15 protein-coding genes and 2 pseudogenes (1 of these 17 cut by a window edge) are annotated in these 17,500 nt (G+C 40.6%); 7 read left to right on the top strand and 10 right to left on the bottom strand.

Annotation, left to right across the window (positions count from 1 at the left end; genetic code table 11):
- The 4 genes in view from LEP1GSC062_RS07695 to LEP1GSC062_RS07680 are tightly spaced (at most 31 nt apart) and all read left to right on the top strand, a layout consistent with a single transcriptional unit that may run on beyond the window.
- Positions 1-774: the 3' portion of an MlaE family ABC transporter permease gene (locus tag LEP1GSC062_RS07695; protein WP_002721910.1), read on the top strand. 6 nt of this gene lie to the left of the window's left edge; 774 of the gene's 780 nt are visible here — the last part of the coding sequence; its start codon lies off the left edge, out of view; it ends in the stop codon at positions 772-774.
- 3 nt (positions 775-777) lie between these two features.
- Complete coding sequence (locus tag LEP1GSC062_RS07690) at positions 778-1,542, top strand: ABC transporter ATP-binding protein (protein WP_002630438.1); 765 nt, start codon at positions 778-780, stop codon at positions 1,540-1,542.
- A 31-nt stretch (positions 1,543-1,573) separates the two neighbouring features.
- Positions 1,574-2,323, top strand: coding sequence for a mammalian cell entry protein Mce (gene mce / locus LEP1GSC062_RS07685; RefSeq protein WP_020983907.1), 750 nt, complete (start codon positions 1,574-1,576; stop codon positions 2,321-2,323).
- A gap of 30 nt (positions 2,324-2,353) precedes the next feature.
- Positions 2,354-3,241, top strand: coding sequence for an NAD(P)-dependent oxidoreductase (locus LEP1GSC062_RS07680; RefSeq protein ID WP_039941529.1), 888 nt, complete (start codon positions 2,354-2,356; stop codon positions 3,239-3,241).
- On the opposite strand, the gene LEP1GSC062_RS07675 is transcribed toward LEP1GSC062_RS07680, so the two are convergent.
- The 7 genes from LEP1GSC062_RS07675 to LEP1GSC062_RS07645 all read right to left on the bottom strand — a co-directional run bounded on the left by LEP1GSC062_RS07675 (position 3,201) and on the right by LEP1GSC062_RS07645 (position 9,549).
- Complete coding sequence (locus tag LEP1GSC062_RS07675) at positions 3,201-3,737, bottom strand: GDYXXLXY domain-containing protein (protein WP_010578058.1); 537 nt, start codon at positions 3,735-3,737, stop codon at positions 3,201-3,203. The genes LEP1GSC062_RS07680 and LEP1GSC062_RS07675 overlap by 41 nt on opposite strands.
- A complete protein-coding gene (locus LEP1GSC062_RS07670) occupies positions 3,734-4,912 on the bottom strand; it encodes a DUF2157 domain-containing protein (RefSeq protein WP_020983936.1) in 1,179 nt (392 codons plus the stop codon). Before LEP1GSC062_RS07670 ends, LEP1GSC062_RS07675 begins: the two co-directional genes overlap by 4 nt.
- 458 nt (positions 4,913-5,370) lie before the next feature.
- Positions 5,371-6,219 (bottom strand): M48 family metalloprotease, encoded by an 849-nt coding sequence (locus tag LEP1GSC062_RS07665; RefSeq protein WP_476737501.1) that lies wholly within the window; start codon positions 6,217-6,219, stop codon positions 5,371-5,373.
- A gap of 50 nt (positions 6,220-6,269) precedes the next feature.
- Positions 6,270-6,518 (bottom strand): SPFH domain-containing protein, encoded by a 249-nt coding sequence (locus LEP1GSC062_RS07660; protein ID WP_020983961.1) that lies wholly within the window; start codon positions 6,516-6,518, stop codon positions 6,270-6,272.
- Between the two features lie 268 nt (positions 6,519-6,786).
- Positions 6,787-7,638 (bottom strand): DUF2797 domain-containing protein, encoded by an 852-nt coding sequence (locus LEP1GSC062_RS07655; RefSeq protein ID WP_010578055.1) that lies wholly within the window; start codon positions 7,636-7,638, stop codon positions 6,787-6,789.
- On the bottom strand, positions 7,635-8,318 hold the full coding sequence (locus LEP1GSC062_RS07650) for an LIC_11883 family protein (protein WP_010578054.1): 684 nt from the start codon (positions 8,316-8,318) through the stop codon (positions 7,635-7,637). Before LEP1GSC062_RS07650 ends, LEP1GSC062_RS07655 begins: the two co-directional genes overlap by 4 nt.
- Positions 8,287-9,549, bottom strand: a complete 1,263-nt coding sequence (locus LEP1GSC062_RS07645; RefSeq protein WP_020983957.1) for an exo-beta-N-acetylmuramidase NamZ family protein — start codon at positions 9,547-9,549, stop codon at positions 8,287-8,289. Before LEP1GSC062_RS07645 ends, LEP1GSC062_RS07650 begins: the two co-directional genes overlap by 32 nt.
- A gap of 68 nt (positions 9,550-9,617) precedes the next feature.
- Between LEP1GSC062_RS07645 and LEP1GSC062_RS07640 the strand changes: the two are divergent.
- Positions 9,618-10,855, top strand: a pseudogene (locus LEP1GSC062_RS07640) (lipoprotein LipL46).
- Positions 10,856-11,276: 421 nt separating this feature from the next.
- On the opposite strand, the gene LEP1GSC062_RS07635 reads toward LEP1GSC062_RS07640, so the two are convergent.
- The gene (locus tag LEP1GSC062_RS07635; RefSeq protein ID WP_010578052.1) at positions 11,277-12,575 is read right to left on the bottom strand and encodes a hypothetical protein; all 1,299 of its coding nucleotides are present in this window, start codon (positions 12,573-12,575) and stop codon (positions 11,277-11,279) included.
- Between the two features lie 1,484 nt (positions 12,576-14,059).
- Here LEP1GSC062_RS07635 and LEP1GSC062_RS07625 point away from each other — a divergent pair.
- Positions 14,060-14,284 carry a hypothetical protein gene (locus LEP1GSC062_RS07625; RefSeq protein ID WP_010578050.1) on the top strand — a complete coding sequence of 75 codons (225 nt, stop codon included), beginning with the start codon at positions 14,060-14,062 and terminating at the stop codon, positions 14,282-14,284.
- 287 nt (positions 14,285-14,571) lie between these two features.
- Here the strand turns inward: LEP1GSC062_RS07625 and LEP1GSC062_RS07620 are convergent, their stop codons facing one another.
- Both LEP1GSC062_RS07620 and LEP1GSC062_RS07610 read right to left on the bottom strand, forming a co-directional pair.
- The gene (locus LEP1GSC062_RS07620) at positions 14,572-15,423 is read right to left on the bottom strand and encodes a flagellin N-terminal helical domain-containing protein (protein WP_002618149.1); all 852 of its coding nucleotides are present in this window, start codon (positions 15,421-15,423) and stop codon (positions 14,572-14,574) included.
- Positions 15,424-15,875: 452 nt separating this feature from the next.
- Positions 15,876-16,721, bottom strand: coding sequence for a flagellin N-terminal helical domain-containing protein (locus LEP1GSC062_RS07610; protein ID WP_002154628.1), 846 nt, complete (start codon positions 16,719-16,721; stop codon positions 15,876-15,878).
- Here LEP1GSC062_RS07610 and LEP1GSC062_RS25500 point away from each other — a divergent pair.
- A pseudogene (locus LEP1GSC062_RS25500) lies at positions 16,720-16,954 on the top strand (hypothetical protein). The gene LEP1GSC062_RS07610 and the pseudogene LEP1GSC062_RS25500 sit on opposite strands and share 2 nt — an antisense overlap.
- Positions 16,955-17,500 lie beyond the last annotated feature (546 nt).

The following is a 17,500-nucleotide window of genomic DNA, read 5'->3' as shown; positions in this document are numbered from 1 at the left end:
GAACCTATTAAAGAAAAACTCACCGAATTCTTCTACGCGAGTGGTTTTACGATCCTTTTGGTATATGAGAGTATTCTAAACCTACCGCACGGTTTTTTCAAAAGAAAAGAAATCCTGGATCAGATGTACATTACGGGAGTCGGAAGTATCTCCGTGGTTTCGATCGTCGCCATTTTTACCGGAATGATCATGTCGCTTAATACAGGACTTGGATTAAAAGACTTCGGAGCCGAAGGTCAGATCGGTCTTTTGATGACGATCACTCTTACGAGAGAAATGTCCCCGTTTATGACCGCCTTGATTTTAGCTGCCTCAATCGGCTCTGCGATGGCGGCAGAAATCGGAACGATGAAAATTTCAGAAGAAATAGACGCTCTCGAAGTTATGTCTATCGATCCAGTACGTTACTTAATTTTTCCGAGAATTTTAGGTTTTTCTATCATGGTCCCTGTTTTATGCGTTTATTCCACCATTTTAGGAATATTAGGCGGGGCGATCGTGGGTTATTTCCAGCTTGGAATCGATTATTTCACTTATTTCCGAGACGTATTCGATAGAGTCGCTTCCATTCCGGGTTTAAAAGATTTGTATGTGGGAATTCTAAAAGGTTTTATATTCGGAGTCATCGTTTCCGCCATCTCTTGCTCCCACGGTCTTAGAACTTCCGGCGGAGCAATCGGAGTCGGCCGGGCCACGAGAGAATCCGTAGTAACTTCGTTTTTGATGGTGATTTTTACGGGTTATATGATCACCGCCTTACTTTACAGAGATTGAAAAATGGAACAATTTGCAATCGAACTCAAAAACGTACATAAATCTTTCGGAAAAAGAAAGATCCTCTCTGGTATGAATCTTCATGTAAAAAAAGGAGAAACGCTCGTAATACTCGGACCTTCCGGAACGGGAAAATCAGTCACTCTCAAACATATCACCGGACTTTTGGAACCTGACGCGGGAGATTGTTTTATTTTCGGGGAGAGTATTTCCCGAGTCAGTCTCAACGTTAAAAAGAAACTTAGGGCGAGGATGGGAGTTTTGTTTCAATCCGGCGCACTCATCAACTGGCTGACCGTATTCGACAACGTGGCACTTCCCCTGAGAGAACACAAATTAGCCTCAAAAGAAAAGATTCAGGAAATCGTAATGCAAAAATTGAAATTAGTGGATATGGTGATCGCTAAGGACAATTTCCCGAATGATATCTCCGGTGGTATGAAAAAAAGAGTGGGGATCGCAAGGGCAATCACGACGAATCCCGAAATCATCCTTTACGATGAGCCTACTTCGGGATTGGATCCCGTTATGTCCAATGTGATCAACGAATTAGTTCTCAAAATTCAAAAAGAAACCGGAGCCGCACAAGTTGTAGTCACACACGACATGTCCAGCGCTTATATGATCGCAGATCGTATCAGCTTTGTTTATAAAGGAAAAATCGTATTTACGGGAACGCCGGAAGAACTCCAGAATTCGGACAACGAATTGATTCAACAATTCATTCAGGGAAAAACGACCGGTCCGATGATCCTGGAAAGCAAATAGTAAAGTTGCAATTATATGAGGAGAATCTAATATGAGTTCGCTACGTTATTTACTCGTCGGAGCCATTTTTACAGTAGCCATCGCCGTGGTCGGTTACTTTACGATCATCACCGAAGGCGGTCCTGTAAAAAAAAGAGGAGAATTTATGAAAGTAACCTTCCGAAATGCGGAAGGAATCAAAATCGGTAATAAGGTGACCGTACAAGGTGTTCCGTTCGGTTACATCTCCGCGATTCGTCTCATACAAATCGACGAAAACGGAGTCGAGGTTTCAACCGGAGAAACCGGAATCGGAACCAAAGTCGAAATCACGATGCTTCTCAGAGAGAAAATCCAGCTCTATGATAACTACGATATCATTATCAAAAACGAAAGCCTTTTGACCGGACGCGTAATTTCCATCGATCCAGGAACCATGGACCCCGAATCGGAACGGCTGAAAACCAGATCCACACCCGTTACCATGATCGACTACAAGGCCGCGGGAACTCTCAAAGGCCGCGTTTTACAAGATCCTCTCGTAAGTTTGTCGGAACTGATTTCCGAAAACAGAGGTGATATTCGTAAGACATTTTCAAATATCGCGGACATTACGACTAAGATAAATACGGGCGACGGAAGTTTGGGTCGACTCATCAACAACGACGACGTTCATAAAAACGTAAACACGGTTCTAACGGACGCGCAAATCGTACTTCGCGAACTTAGGGAAGGACTCGAGGACACGAGAGAACAAGCCCCGGTCACAAGCTTTATCCGAGCCGCCTTAAGCGCTTTTTAATATTATAAATTAATTCTATACCATATACCAATGAGGAAACATACAATATCCATCATAGGAACCGGAATCATGGGTAGAGGCATAGCGTCCAATCTCGCAAAAGCCGACCAAAATCTCAGACTCTACGCAAGAAACAAACTCAAAATCGCCGATTTGATAAGCGACAACGTTCAGACCTTTGATTCTCCCATGGAAGCGGTTAAAAACGCGGATCTAGTTATATTATGTCTGACCGAAGACACAGTCATCGAAAAAGAAGTGATCACATCCGGACTTTTAGAGACAAAACCTCCGATCATCCTAGACTGCGGAACCACTTCTCTTTCCATGACTTTCAGACTAGCGGAACTATGTTCGACAAAACAGATTCGCTTTTATGATTCTCCGATGACCGGTTCTAAAAACGCTGCGAGAGACGGACAAATTCTTTTTATGGTCGGAGCCGAAAAGAAGGAAATTGCAGATATTCAATTCTTCTTCGAGCTTTGTGGAAAGAATACGGAATATTGCGGCGCTTTAGGAAGCGGTCAAAAGGCCAAATTCGCTCTCAATATGATTCAAGCGGGAATTTTTCAAATTTATATGGAAGGTTTTGAACTCGCAAAAAATTCAGGGCTGGAACCAGAAACCCTAAAAAACATTCTTCTTGGATCCGCCGCAAAATCAGGGATCGCCGAATTTAAGTTTCCCTTCGTATTCTCGGGAAACTATGAAACTCATTTTTCTTTGAAGAATATGAGAAAGGACGTCTATCACGCGATGAATCTCGCGAAAGAAAACAAGACGAACCTTTCTCTTTGTCAAAATCTTCCGGCAATTTACGACGCGGGAATGAATGCCGGTTTTGGAGAAAACGACTTCTGTAGTTTAAACGAGGTCACAGCGAAGATCCGTCCTCCCAAATCAAAGAATCCGTAATCGCCTTTCCTTCGGAGTCGACTTTTAGGCGAATATGCACCTTCTCTTTTCGTAGTCTCGTTTCATATTCCATCGCTTTTTCTTCGTTCACATAAAAACGTTCATTACCGATTTTGAATCTTCCATATCGACAGGTTCCACGTAAATGCAACCTACAAGCTCTTCTATCCTTCAGTATATCCGGACTACAATCATTTATAAAAGCCCCTTCTCCTTCTTTTATCTTTCCGGAATGAGGATAACAAACACAGTGTTGATCCGAATCGGATTTTCTATAGGAATTCGTATTCGGATTTTGGCAGATAGAATCCGATTGATACAAGATATCATAACGTAGATAATGTCCCGAAAGAAGATCCCTCGGATCGTATCCGGTAATGGGAAGAATCAGTTCTTTTCCCGAATTCTTTGAATTTTCGAGAGTTATGATCTCCCAACCGAAGAACACGATCGGTAGAATCAATGCGACCGAAAGGATCGGTTTGAGAAGTTTCATTCTTCACCTCCCAATAAAATTCTCACCTTGGATTTGTATTTCAAGTATCCGATCGTAAGTCCTATGATAAGCAGCCCGGAAATGATAAGCCCGAATCCTGTGTAAGTCAAAGTTCCGAGTAGATCGAAATAAAAATATAAGAATCGAATTCCCACAATCGCCAAAGAAAGATCGAATATTTTTTTGTGATCTCGAAACGAGGACGCGATTCCCAGCCAAAAAAGAATAAACAAAAAAGAAGGCAATAACTTCACAAAGTAATTCCAAATATGAGATCCGATCGACTCGGCCAAAACGTACCGAAACGGATGCGGAAAATACAATAAGAATAGTAAGAATAAACTTACACTCAAAGATTTCTTCTGATTGGAGGAAATTTCCATATTGTATAAAAGATAAAAGAGAGGAGCCAAAACAAACAACCTAAGTCCTACCGTCAGCCAAGGAAAATCCGCTGTATAACCGAAATACCCTAAATTTTCCGAAGGGCTATAATAATCATAATCCTGGAAAAATCCCCGAAAAAAAGTCCCGACAATCAAAAACAATACGACCCAAAAAAACAAAGTAGCTTTTCTGGACTCTAAAGTGAATTTTTCCGCAGCCAACCAAATTCCCGTAAAGCCTACGATCGAATAATAATAGTAGGTGTTCCAATAATCCCCCCAATCGTGCCGCCCTTGGATTTGTTCAAAGATCCAACCCGTTATATAAATTTGAAATCCGATCAACCAAAGATGGAGGAATGTTTTGGAATCGGTCGCGATCAAAAATAAAAAAGTAAGTACACACCAAAGTTTTGCCGCTTCGTAATACTTCCCTTCCAAGTTATAGACCTGCGATACAAGCCCGATCATCCCTAGAATCAAAATCGAATTGAGGACGATAAAAACAGTCAACAAATTAGGATTTTCCCGTTTCCAAAACGCAAGTCCCGCAGCCAACAAGAGCGTCGCAAGACCTGCGCCTAACTTTACGAAATCATGAATCTCTTCCCAATTGGCGGCAATGATTGCGATGATACCGATACCGATGACGATCACACCTAAAATGATAAACGAATAATAGAGATAAGGAGTTTTTCGGGTCTCTTCGAAGTTTCGAATCGCATCCGATTGTTCCGAAGCGATAAGTCCCGCCTCCACCCATCTTTTCAGTTTTTGTTCCAAGCGCATAGATGAAAAGACTTTATGGAAAATCTAACCGATTGCAAGAAGTTTTTAGAACGACTTACGCCGAACCATTTGAATTTCTTTATTTTTCGCAAACATTTCGTCAGTAAGCAGTTTTGCTTCCCATTCCAAACTGTGAAATAAACGTTAGTCGAAATATATTTGAATTTCGACCCTATTTAACGTGAGCTCGACATAAGAAATCCATGATTCATTTTTCTGTAAGAATTTGGAATTTGAACTTTGTAAATCTATTCTTAAAATGTGGGACTATAGAAAATAGCGACTTTACGAACAAATTCTAAAAGTAGGAACTCCTACTTTTAAAAAATTCTTTCTCATTTTCAACCGCCGAACCCACGTTATTTATAACCGCAAAACGATCCATCCGATTTCGAAAGAAAATAGGAAAGTACAAATCCGATTTTAGAACAGGTCTTAAATTCGTGTAAGCGAGTTCGTCAGTCCTCTTCTCCGAACGCGCGTTTCATGGCGACTTGATAACGTTCCGTATATAAATTTTCCCGAGTCGCTTTCGGATTTCCGATACTTTTGAGTCTTTTTGCGTTTTCTGCAATTCTTTCGTCGTTTAAAGGATGCGTGGATAAAAATTTTATAATCCGTTTGTCTGGGTTAATCCCGCCTTTCTCTTTTTCCTTTTTTTCGATGAGTATAAAAAATGATTCCAGAGCTCCCGGATAGTATTTTGTGGATTTCAAATATTCAAAACTCATCATGTCCGCCTCCTCTTCCGCGGAACGACTATTCGCCAAGGTAAGGATTTCCCCACCGACTCTAGAGCCCAAATTGATCAAATTCGCCGCGTCCGATCCCAGAAAAATCGTCAGGCCGATATAGATCGTAAAATAGATCCCTAAAGAACTGATGATTTGTTTTACAGAATGCCTTTTTTCCGCGTGCGCAATTTCGTGTGCAAGGATTGCCGCTAACGTAGCCTCGTTCTGGATGAGTTTCAATAACCCTGTGTAGACAAAGATATAACCGCCGGGAGTGCAAACGGCATTGATCGTATCATCGTCGTCCAAGATAGAGATCTTATAGGGAAATTCTTTTTTGTATTTGATCTGATCCGATTTTAAAATCCGGTCCGCAACGGACTTTACGTATTTTTCAAGGGCAACGTCCTTTAGAATATGCATTCCGTCTTTTGCGTTTTTCGCATTTTCTAAAAACGACTTTCCGATCTGTAGATCCAATTCGACAGGCACCGCAGAATCGATGATGGCATCACATGCGGAAAACAAAAAGAAGGTAGAAAGTAAAAATATTTTCAAAAAAAAACTTTTCATCGAAAGCATTTATTTTTGAAAGAACGAAAGATTCATAGCAGAATTTTAAGTTACTTCTTTTTAAAATGATCCGTGCCGGTCACAAAAGAATAATTCTCGAAATCGTTTCTAAAAACTAAAAAAAATTGAATCGTCTTATTTCCTTTCATCAATTCCATCGCATTTTTTAAAGTCCTTGCCGTCTCAACCTGAGTTATTGCGTTTTCCAAGCCGACTAAAATCCTGGCATTTGATTCCACAAATTTTGTAAAAATCCCTTGAACATTTTTAGGAAACGAAAAATCTAAAGGAGAACTCAAAAGACTCCACTCCCTGCTTAGTCAAACTCACATTTGACTTTTTTCGCAATTCCTTCAAAGCGCCTTCCCGTTTTTCATTCAATTCGAAAATCGTATCATTGGAAATGCGTTTTTGAATCTATACTTTCAAAAGATGAATCAATTTCCGAACAACACTTCCCAGTACAGAATCAGGAGTATCACTCATCGAAAATTTTCCAAAAGACAGATATAATTTATTATTTTATAATATACGAAAATTAAATGTTCGAGACTTACAAACAGTCATTCACTCCGCACTCAGAACGGTCTCGTAACCGCCGTAAGCTCTGATATTGATGACCCCGGATTGAAATAAAAGATATTGTCCTTTGATTCCGGTGAGAATGTCTTCGATCACCGGATTTTTGTCGGGTGCGAGTGATTGTATTTTTTGCGGATAAGACCGAATCGGATAACGGATATTAGTCGGAGTTTCTTGGGTAGAAATCTTATAATCCAGATCGAAATCAAGCTCTTCGATTTTTTGGATGAATTCTTTTTTCCGTTCGATAAGATCAATCGGCTCCGGATCACCTGCCACCATTTTTTGCCAAGTGGTTCGATCGGACAAAACCTTGGAAAGTTCTTTTTCTATAATCCCAGCGTCCCTTCTCGAAACAACTTTCACAAGAGGAATTCCCTGAACGGCCCCCTGATCCACCCATCGATTCGATACCGGATTTTCTTTCGTGATTCCGACCTTAATCGCGGAACTGTTTGCGAGATACACCGTGTGGGAAATAAAGCAGTGAGATTCTCCCCAGTCCGGTTCTCTGCAGGTCCCGAGATGAAAATGGCAAGTATCGGGTCTTAAGATACAAAGATCGTTTTCGGCTAACGTTTGAAAACAGGTAAAACAATTCCCCTGGTTGAAACTTTTTTTAGTGATTCTTCCGCAGGAAACGCAGCGTATCCTTCCGGTAAATTCCAACCGAATCTTTTTATCCAGATAATTTAGAATATCAGAATTTTCTTGAATATGAGCTTCTTGTTTTTCGGAAGAATTGGAATCGTACGTCGCTGTGACCCAAATGTATTGCACCGGATCGATTCCTTGGTGATCCATCATTCTTAAAAAACCGGAAGCGATTTGTTTCATGGAAACAAAATTTCTCTTCCGCCAAGCGGTCTGCGTATCGGATCAGTTTTCACTTCCAAGATCGCATTCAATTTGGAGCCGGACCAATCAAAAATGAGAATCCTGTCTTGAAACTCGTAATGACTGAGTTGTCCGTTGTTTAAATAAAATGCGCGTAAGAATTCTCCCGGATTTTCTTCCGAATCGATTTTCACCACGTTTTTTCCGGAAATCGTGGTTCCTGAGTACAATTGAATATTCTTATATACTTTCAAACTCGGATCGAATCCGCGAGAAAGAGTTTCGGGAACGGATGCGGGAAGTTTTTCGGCGATTGGAGAAGAGGAAATCGTTTCAGGTGAAAGCGTCGACTTTTGCGACTCGGACGGAACTTGCTGTTTTAAGAGCCCGCAGAAAAAAGGTCCGGGAAGCGGAGGAACGGGGATTGTACAAACTCCGTCTTCCCACATCTGCTCTTGATTGATCGTATATTCTTTTCTTAAACTCTGCGCGACCTTTGCGTACGTGTAATATTTCAGTCTTCCTATCAATTCTTTGAGTGAATATTCCTTCCAATCCGAATTTTGCGCAAAAACGGAAACATTCAAAAACGAGAATACAATACAAAACGCGACCGTATTTAAAAAAACGTCGAACTTAGTCTTCTTTTTAATAGAGGTAATACTTTTTGATCTTCTCATTGTATTCTTTCTCGATAGAACTTAAATATTCCGAATATTGATCGTAGTTTTTTCCGGAGTCGACCGCTTTTCGAAAGGATTCCGTTCCCCAAAGGAAATCGATGTTATAGGTTCCATCCGAATACGATCTCCATTTAAATTCCTTATAATTCGATTTTAAGGCAACGATCAATTGAAACACCATTTTGAGAGGATCGTATTTTCGATTCACAACCGTTAGTCGTAATCCCCTACAGATCTCATTTTTATACGGACCAAACACCGGTTTGAAAAATACGGTTTGATAATAATAGTCTCCTCCGGAGTTTCGATTCAATTCTTCCGCTAATTTTTCGGGTTCGACCATCCAAGGCGCTCCGAAATATACGAAAGGAGCCGTCGTTCCTCTTCCCACAGAAACATTCACTCCTTCCAATAAAACGAGTCCTAGATAATTGATCGCGGAGTCGACGGTCGGCAAATTCGGAGAAGGTGTTATCCAAGGAATTCCTTCCTTGTCCCAATCGAAAGAACGTTTTGCGTTTTTAGGCGATATGATTTCCAACCGAATCCTATTGTCTAAGTATTCCGCGTTATAATAGGCGGCCGACTCTCCTAAAGTTAAACCTCCGAAGAAAAGAGAAGGAAATTCTCCCGCAAAGTTGAGAAATCTTTTATCGATCATCTCCCCCCTTCCTTTTAAATAAAGAGCGGGATTGACATGATCCAAAACGATCAATTTTGTATTCTTCGAGTCCGGAATTCCATCCATGATTCTTTTTAAAACCGTTAAGTATGTATAACATCTCATTCCCATATCTTGAACGTCGAAAAGGATCGCATCAGTACCTTTCAAAATCACGGGAAGTTCCGCATTTTTCACTCGATAGATATGATAGATCGGAAGATTGAAAAATTCATCTACTGTAACCGGAGATTTGCTGAAATCTTCTTCCAATCCCAAAAATCCGTGTTCGAGCCCGATCAGATGTTTGATTTTTACGTTATTTTTTTTAAATTCTCTCAGGATTCGTTCGGGACTTCTGCCGATTCCGGATGGATTTGTGATTAGAATCACGTTCTTTCCAGAAAGACCGGGAAGTATATCGGAGTAAAATTCGATTTCGGAAGGAACGAATTTCGAATCCGAGATATGCTTGCGAAAGCTTTTTTCTGCGCACGCAATCGAAGGAAATAAAAGAAAAAAAATAATTGAAAGAAAGAATTTTTTATTTATTTTTGTGTTGAGCATCTAAGACTTCCTTCCTATTTTGTTTAAGAAAATTTCCTAAACCTATTCTTCAAGGAGAAAACGACAAAATGAATCGTTTCCTTACTACCAGGCTCATCTCGGCCTTAGCAGTTATTTCGTTCGCAGTGAACTGCGGTTCTTCCGGATCCACTCGCGGTAAGAAAAAAGAATTCTACGAAAAAGAAGGCAACAAAGTTACCGTGATCGGAGAAGCTCCTATTTATAACGGCGACAAACAAATCGCAAAACAAAGAGCTTTGAAAGACGCTAAAATCAACGCGGTTCGTAAAGTGATCGGCGAAGAAATCAGTAACAAAAGTAAGGCTTCCGACGGAGAAAGTTTAGGTTCCAGCCTTCTTTCTAAAACGGATGCATTCGTTAAAAGTTACGATATCATCGACGAAGCCGAAGGTAAAATTGATACTCAGCCTATGTTGAAACTTACCGTTCGATGCGAAGTAGAAGAATCTAAAATCTCCACCGCGGTTGACAATCTTCTCGCCGATGTCGGTAATCCAAGAGTTGCGGTTTTAGTCCTCGGCAAAGTAGGCGGCGCACCGGTTGCACCCGCAAGTCCGAACAATTTTGGGGAAGCCGAAATCATCAAAGCTTTGAAAAAGAATGGAAACAAAGTGATCGATCCCGCTCTTACCGCTAAAAAAGTAAGTAAAACTCAAGTGGATGCGGAAAATGTAGAAGGTTCTCCTTTGATCAAAATCCTTGCGGAAACGCTTCAAGCCGAGGTATTGGTTCTTGGAACCGTAGAAACCGAAGATCAACAACCTTTGGATTCCGTAAACGGAAAAGCTTTGGAAAGAACCATCTACAACACGGCGGCGACCGGTACTTACAAAGTGGTTCTTCTTTGGGGGACGGGAAAATCGTTGATAGTGGCAGCGCAGACGGTCGAGGAGCCGACATCACTCAAAAAGTTTCCAGAGAGAAAGCGATTTCCGAATGGGCAACTTCCGTTTCTAAAAAAGTAAACGCTCAGTTGAAAGAAGAATGGTTCAACCTAACGGAAAATAATCCAATCGTTCTGAAGTTCACCGGACTGAGTGCCGACGAAGCGACTAAGTTCAAGGATGACCTCACCGAATTTACCGCTGCTAAAGAAGTGAATGTTAGAACTTCCGACACAAACGGTTCCGAATGGGAAGTGATTTATCCCGGTAAGGATTCTCTCTTTCAAGAGGAATTGGTTTATAAAAAAGACAGAGGTTTCTCTTTTTTAGCGACTAAGTCTTTGGAAGTAAAATCCGCAAGTCGTGGCGTGGTTAACTTAGAATTCAAACCTTTGAAATAAATTTCTAATTTCATTCCAAGAGAAATCAAATACCCGGGGAATACATCTCCGGGTATTTTTTTGTACTAAGAACTTGTTCCAAAATCTTAGAATTAACGTGAGTTCTGCGTAGAAAAATTTTTCCAAAAGTCGAAGTTCCTGCATTACTCACCATATAACTTATAAATCGAATCAAATCCGGCCATATAAGTTAATACACTCATTTATTTTTAAGATAAACTTCCTTTTTCAAATTTAGAAACCTATGCAGACCATAAAAACAACGAAGGTGGATTGTATTTTTCAATCCACCTTCATCCATTATAAACCCATTTGAAGAAGCAATTCAATTCATCATAACGAACTTATGATGAATTGAACGACGTTTCAATACAAAGTAAGAAAGTTTTCAACTAAGCTTTCTCGATTGTTCTCCTAATGATTACCACAACCAATAAGCCTCTAAGAAATCCGCATTCAATCCTAAAGCGGAAGGTTGTCTCACGACACATCTTCGATAAGGAGAAAACTCCCACTTATTGTAAGGCTTTCTATCAAAAAGTCCTAATATATCCGAAAAAGTTTGATCTACTAAACAATGATAATTGTAAAGAGGAAACCCGCCCTTATCTTTTACGTGTATTTTAGAAGTCTGGAAAAAATAAATATCCATGGAATCCGCGAGTTCATGACCTTGATCATTTACCGCATGGATTAAATTTTTTAATCCATTTTGCAACGGATATCCCATATGGACTAAAACACCGACTCCTTTGAGAAGCATGTAGTGGTTGAAAAAATTGGCATCCTCCGACTGAACAACCAACCCTATGACAACGGAACCAAGAGTTATAATGTCTCTCCAAGGCCCCAAATCCGTTATCTGCCCCCGGGCGATGTACTTTAATATCACTTCGTTGATTTTAGCCACCGGATTGACTGCAGGACTATGATTACCATATCTAAGAAGCACGTTATTGGAGTCTCTTACTTCATAATTAGTTGCTTCATAACGCCGCAAAAGATCCCCACAAATTTGAACAATATCCGGCTTCAACTCATCTACAAATACATAAGTCCAGTAAAGTCCGACGAGAGAATGAATCACCGCATCCAGAGAAAAATCATGTCTAAATTTATAATGTTGATCTTCAAACACATAATCGATATATCTCATGGTTCCACAGGACGCATTGTCAGCGCGAACGCCCTCTGTTCCATTTTTATTACAAGATATAAATTGGTTGTACGCCTCTATATTGACGAAGTTTCGACCAATCCCTCCATGATTCAGAGATTGCATTAGTTTATAATAATTTACATATCTCTTTATAAGAGCGAGGGTATCCGGATCATGAGTATTTTTATACCTCCAAGCCATCGCACCCAGGGTTACTCCAACATTGAAAGTTGCATCCCCGGCTTCCTGCCAATTATACCTTCCGATCCCGTTGAAGGCAGCATTATCAAAAAAATCCAAACCTCGATACTCGACTTGACCCAAAGGTCCAGTTAAATGTTTAGCGTTTTGGTATACTTGACCTTCTTTATACGAATTCATCTCCCCGACCAACCACGCCAGAAGCATGACCTTACTGTTCGAAGTCTTTTTTCCGGGAATACAAAACAACGTCGTTGAAAAAACGAAAACGAGTAGAAAAAATCGAATCCCTACTCGAGTCATTTTTGATAAATATAATTTTGAAAACTTTGCTTTCAAAGTTTCTTGTTCCTTTTTCATCCTAACATCATGCCCTTGCTCAATTTATTTTCAGTCTAAGCTATCTAACTTCGCTTCTATTTTACAAAACACAGATACTCGCAAGGTGCGGTTTTCGAAATTCAGACGCACCGAATATTTTATAAAATCGAATTTCGCCTTATCGCCTTTACGCTAAAATAATCAACCTCCCAATCACATTCCATTTTTTTTATAAATATACCTTGTCTCACAAAGTTTAAAAAACATAACGTTCCAGAGTTAAATTACGCATTTCCATGGCGCCACAAAACCACAAGTTCAGAATTTACGCAAAAAACTCAAATAACGTCACCCAAGGAATACACAGAAATTAATTACATAAAACGTAATACAATTTCAAATAACGTTACCTTCACTCAAAGCATAAATATCTGTCAAATAAAAAATATTCCTTAATATATAATTAAATTTTCATAATATACTTATAAATACTTAACATTCCTTTGGTGACACAAAACTAGACCAAAAATCGACTAACGTAAAAAGATGAGAACAAAAATCATACTACAGTAATAAAAATAAAATATACAAATGACAAATGAAGAAAAAACAAAATGGATTTTAAAACATTCAAAGAATTAAGAATCTGTTTCAAAACCTTAGAATGTAGGAACGTTTTATACGGAACGTAACTTCAAAATAACTTTTGAAAGAAATAATTGGGTGAATTTTTCAAGATAAGCTCATTTTTCTGCTGGATATTTCGGCCGGTTGTTCAAATAGAAGAATTTCTAAGTTTATCAAAAATTGAATTTCAAATTCCTAGAATTTTTATGTATATACCCGACTCTCAAACAATCGTACGAGTTTGTGTATTCATTTTTGTTTTACTCATCCCTATAAAAAAGAAGACAGATTCGTTTACTTGAGAAAGGTTATACATAGAGTAGCCAAAAAACTTGAAGTCAGTAAGCAATCGGTAATGCGTTGGCGTGTAAACGAGCTGGTCAAACCGAGACCCGAAAAAAAGAAAAATTCTCAAAGTAAGACAAGGGTAAGAAGGATCGTTTCACTATGTTATCTCAAACTTGCCGCGTTATGTGGAAAGAGTTTCGCGTTTCCTTTACTTATTTTCCCAGTCAGAATCAAGGATCCTTCGAAACATCTTCATGTTCGTTTCGCTGAAAAAATTTTCGAGATGGCGAAGGTCAAGTTAAAGCCAGGATTCGAAAGAAAGTGAGCATTCATAGTCTGCGTCACGCTTTTGCCACTCATCTTTTGGAAACCGCTACAAACATATCCAGTTCCCGCTCGGACACAAAAGCGTATGGACGACTGAAATTTACGCTCAGGTGAGTCAAGTTCGCCTCACTCAAGTTACCAGCCCTTTGGATCTCTGGTCAGTAAAGTCGAATATTCGAGTTAATGAGTTTCGTATATCCGGCGCTTATGCGACATCGCTTATCATTTTTTGTCGTTTATGCGAAATTCGTCGATTTAGAATTAGGCGACATTCCCTTTTTATGACAGATCACGAATTGAAGGAAATTGAAAGTAGGCGCAATGCTGCATCGTGGGAACCTCTTATTGAGGACAGAGATCATCAAAGCGGTGACAGCTTTATTATGACTGGAGTAGCAGATGGTGACAACATTTGGAATGAGAACGATATCTATTTGGTAGGGGCAACTGATGCTGACCTAAACTTTATTGCCGCTGCTCGGCAAGACATCCCATTACTCCATTGATGAAATTGCAAAGTTGAAGAAGCAACTCTCGCAATTTAGGAGCAGCGACTAACTCCAGATAAGCGAACATTCGCCTGATTGCATCCTGCAAATGGTGGCGCATGGCAAAAGCGCGGAAGCATAAGGAATCCTACTTTTAGAAAATTCTTTCTCATTTTCTTACGCGAACTCACGTTAAATTAGATCGATTACTGAAATCGGGCGATGTGCACGACAAAAAAATCCACCGGAAGAGATGCCTCCCGGTGGAACCTTTTTTGTCTACCTTCCCTCCTGGAAGGCTTCCTTTAGATATGCTGCAGAAGCTTGAGAACCGAATTCGGTTTCATGTTTGCCTGCGCTAACATTGCCGTACCACTCTGAACGAGTATTTGTTTTGTGGTTAGCGAGACAACTTCCTCCGCCATATCGGCGTCTCGAATTCTGGATTCCGATGCTTGCATATTTTCATACGCACCCATCAGACCCTTTGCGGTATATTCGAGCCTATTGTAGTAAGCCCCCATATCCGCTCTTTGCTTCATGATCCTCGTAAGAGCCGCATCCGCTAAACCGATAACATCGTTGGCTTCTCCCGGAGAAGAAATCGCGATCGGTCTCCCGTCCGCCTTTACAAGCTTCAGGGCTTTCGAAGTCATCGTGCCGATGTAAAATCTCTCACGCTGATTTTGATTCGGTCCCATGTGAAACCACATGGAAGCGACTCTGGATCCTCTCGCGAATTGACCTTCAAAAAGCTTGAACTTATTAAATTCAGCTTGAGAAGCGATTCGGTCGACTTCATCCACCAGCGCAGATACTTCCACCTGCACAAGCTGCCTATCTTCGTTGCTGTAGATACCATTCGAGGTCTGGATGGCGAGCACCCGAATTCTCTGAATGATGTTCGACGTCTGTTCGAGGAAACCCTCGGCAGTTTGAATGAAGCTCATCCCGTCTTCGGTGTTTCTTTCAGCCTGACGCAGACCGTTTACTTGCGTCCTCAGCTTTTCGGAAACGGCGAGGCCGGAAGCGTCATCCGCCGCGGAATTGATCCGCATACCGGAAGACAAAGCCTTCATCGTCTTGTCCACAGCAAGCTCGTTGAACTTTAGAGAACGGTGAGCGTTCACCGCACTCAGGTTGTGATTGATAATCATTCTACACTCCTTTGTAGAGATGAACCGACAAATCTCCCTATTCGTCGGCCGGACATGGTCTGTCCGGTGCTCCGGGATGGACAATAATCAGACCACCTGACAGACCAGGCGTCCTACCACGGAATAATATTAAATTATCAATCGCTAATTTTAGTTCAACGAACCTCTTTGATCCTCGAAAGGACCATGGAAAGTGAATATTCAAATTTCAGAATATTTCTTAGCGAAAACTTTCCATCGTTCTTTCGGGGATTCTCAAACACGAATAGCCGCTCGGAGCGGCTTTCTTAAATAAGGTCAGATCGAAACGGACCGGATGGAATTTAGGAATCAATTCCGGAAGGAAACACATTCCCAAAGAAATGTATTCCTCTTCCGGTCAGTTATTCACCTGCCCTTACGGCCGCCAAAACTTTGGCGACCGTAAGACCTTAACCTTTGAGGTCAAAATCTTATCTAAGAAGCTGGAGAACCGACTGAGGTCTTACGTTAGCCTGAGCAAGCATTGCTGTTCCCGATTGAACCAGAATTTGGTTCTTCGTGAATGCAACGGTTTCCTCCGCCATATCTGTGTCCCTGATTCTCGACTCTGAAGCCTGGATATTTTCGTAAGCAACCATCAGACCTTTGGAAGCATGTTCCAGTCTGTTGAAGTATGCTCCGAGGTTCGCTCTTTGTTTGTTGATTTTCATCAGAGCGTCGTCCAGAACCCCGATAGAGTCATTGGCGAATTCAGCTGTAGACAGAGTCAGAAGAGAACCATCAGCCTTGATCAAATTGAGGGACTTCGCGGTCATAGTAGCGATGTACACTCTTTCTCTCTGGTGCTGGTTCGGTCCGATATGGAACCACATGGAAGAAGTTCTAGAACCTCTTGCAAAGTCCCCCTGAAGGAGAGCCATCTTGTTGAATTCAGCCTGAGAAGCGATGCGATCAATCTCGTCCACGAGCTGGGAAACCTCAACTTGAATCATCTGGCGATCTTCGGCGCTGTAGATTCCGTTGGAAGATTGGATGGCAAGAACCCGAACTCTTTGGATGATATCGTTCGTTTCCTGCAGATATCCTTCCGTAGTCTGGATCAGAGACATACCGTCTTCGGTGTTTCTCTCAGCTTGTCTGAGACCTTTCACCTGCGTTCTCATTTTTTCAGAAACGGCGAGGCCGGAAGCATCATCACCGGCGCGATTGATACGCATACCGGAAGACAAGGATTCCATATTCTTCGCTACTTCGTTATTCTGAAACTTCAGAACGCGATGGGAGTTGATCGCGGCTAAGTTGTGATTGATGATCATGGGTTTCCTCCTTGAAACTGATCATGACTCCGGCATCCGTGCCCGAGCCCCTTGTGAGTTTGGTTTTGGCCTAATTGATTTCTTTATTTTGGAAGAAAACGAACGGGAAATCACACCCGAGTTCTTTTTCTTCCTACTCTATCTTCGGTGATTCGGTCTTCTGGATTAAGTTTAGGATAAGTGGGGATTTTCTCTCAAAATTGTCGTTTTTTGATGATTTTGAGAGAAAATGATAGTTTTTTAGGGATTCAAATTTTATATTTTTTTTTGAAAAAATTGATTCTTATCAGGCTTATCTCTTAAATTCGATCGATTTTGAAATTCTCGTAAGTATTTTTTATTTTCAAACGGAGTTTTTCTCAAAAGAGAAAGCTTTTAAGGAATCTATTTGTGAAATATTACTTCAAATTTAGACTTTACAGCTAAACTTTGAAACGATGGGAGTTCCCACACATCGTTTAGAATGAAAATCCTAATTCTTAAAACCACTTTGTAATAGTTCCCACATTTTAAAGGGCATACTAAGCAAGGAATTTTACGCAGACTGTGGTGACAAAAGTAGTAGTTAACGTGAGCAGGGTCGTAAGGAGGAAAACAGAGAAAGATCTTGTACTCAAAACGCCAGATCACATATTGAACCGTACTTTCAGCAAAAAAGGGGTTAAATATGGATCTGACAGAGATATTTTGTGCCATAGACGATTATTGTACACAACAAAAAATAAACTGGAACGTGAAAATACTTTTGTCCGGTGGTTCGAAAAAGAAACCGAAAATTT

Origin of the sequence: Leptospira alexanderi serovar Manhao 3 str. L 60 (assembly GCF_000243815.2) — a bacterium.
Classification (GTDB): Bacteria; Spirochaetota; Leptospiria; order Leptospirales; family Leptospiraceae; genus Leptospira; species Leptospira alexanderi.
This window is presented reverse-complemented; position numbering and strand designations above follow the sequence as displayed.